The organism is Kitasatospora sp. NPDC057512 (genome assembly GCF_042802135.1).
In the GTDB taxonomy this organism is placed as follows: Bacteria; Actinomycetota; Actinomycetes; order Streptomycetales; family Streptomycetaceae; genus Kitasatospora.
This window is the reverse complement of sequence record NZ_JBHVET010001283.1, coordinates 1-1,115: the sequence shown is the minus strand read 5'-3', so window position 1 is coordinate 1,115 and position 1,115 is coordinate 1. Positions and strand designations below refer to the sequence as shown.

Below are 1,115 nucleotides of genomic sequence, written 5' to 3'. Positions count from 1 at the left end.
CCTTCGTGCTGACCGTGGACCGCGAACTCGCCCGGGCCGTCCCGGCCGGCCCGCCCGCCCTCGCCGACGACGCGGCCGACCTGATCAGCCGCGCCGCCGAGTCCGAGCCCGCCACCGCCGTCCGCCGCCTGCTCGCCGAGACGCCCGCCGTCCTGGCCGCCGACCTCCCCGAGGACCACCGCGCCTGGTTGGAGGAGCACCGGCTCAGCGGCCCGGCGGCGCTCGCCGAGTTCCTCGGACTGGAGGCCGAGCTCCGGGCCGAGGGCGTCGCGCTGCTCGACCCGGCCGCCGAACTCACCGACCTCGCCCTCCCCGGCGGGGGCACCCTCGCCCAGGCCGCCCTGCTGCTGGTCGAGCGCCTGGTCGAGGAGGTCCGCCCGCTGCCCGACGAGACGGTGGCCGGCGACGTCCCGATCCCGGACGCGCTGATAGACGGCGTCCTCGGCGACATCGCGGACGAGTTCGGCCTCCCCGCCCGCTACCTCGCCGACCGCACCGCCCTGCGGCGGGACGCCCTCGACCTGCTCCACCGCCTCGCCCTGATCACCCCCACCCCCCACCCCACCCGCCCCCCGGCCTGGCGCCTGCGCCCCCCGGCCGCCCGCTACGCCCCGGCCCCCGACCTCCACCCCGTCCCCGGTACCGGCCGCCACTCCCGCCCCGGCCCGCTGATCCCGCCCCCGGCCGGCCCCCGCACCGGACAGCCGGCGTAGCGGACCGCCGTGTCGGCGGCGCGCGCCGGGCCGCCCCGGCTCCGCCGCCGGGCAGCGGAAAGCAAGAAGCACCGGGCCCGGAACGGGACCGCGGTGCTGGGCTGGGCAGGGGCTACTTGCTGGCGGAGGCGCTGGCGAGGGGGCCGTGTTCGACGGTTTCCACGGTGGCGCCGACGCCCAGGGTGCCGAGGGCGACGGAGGCGAGGACGGCGGTGACGGCGAGCAGTCGGCGGTGCCGTTGGGGCAGGGGGAAGCGCGGTTCCTGGTAGGGCGCCTGAGGGTTGGCGTTCATGACAGGGAGGCTTCCAGGGCGGTGTGAACGGTCGGTACGCGCGGGTGAAGTCCGGACGGGGGTTGGGCGTCGGTTGGCCGCGTACGCCCCACCCGTCACCGGGCGGGGCG

General features: G+C 78.5%; 2 protein-coding genes. One reads left to right on the top strand and one right to left on the bottom strand.

Going from position 1 to position 1,115, the window contains the following annotated elements; genetic code table 11:
* On the top strand, positions 1-713 hold a 713-nt coding region (locus tag ACFU6K_RS39505), incomplete at its 5' end, for a DUF2398 family protein (RefSeq protein WP_380671575.1).
* A 112-nt stretch (positions 714-825) separates the two neighbouring features.
* On the opposite strand, the gene ACFU6K_RS39500 is transcribed toward ACFU6K_RS39505, so the two are convergent.
* A complete protein-coding gene (locus ACFU6K_RS39500) occupies positions 826-1,005 on the bottom strand; it encodes a hypothetical protein (protein WP_380671573.1) in 180 nt (59 codons plus the stop codon).
* Positions 1,006-1,115 lie beyond the last annotated feature (110 nt).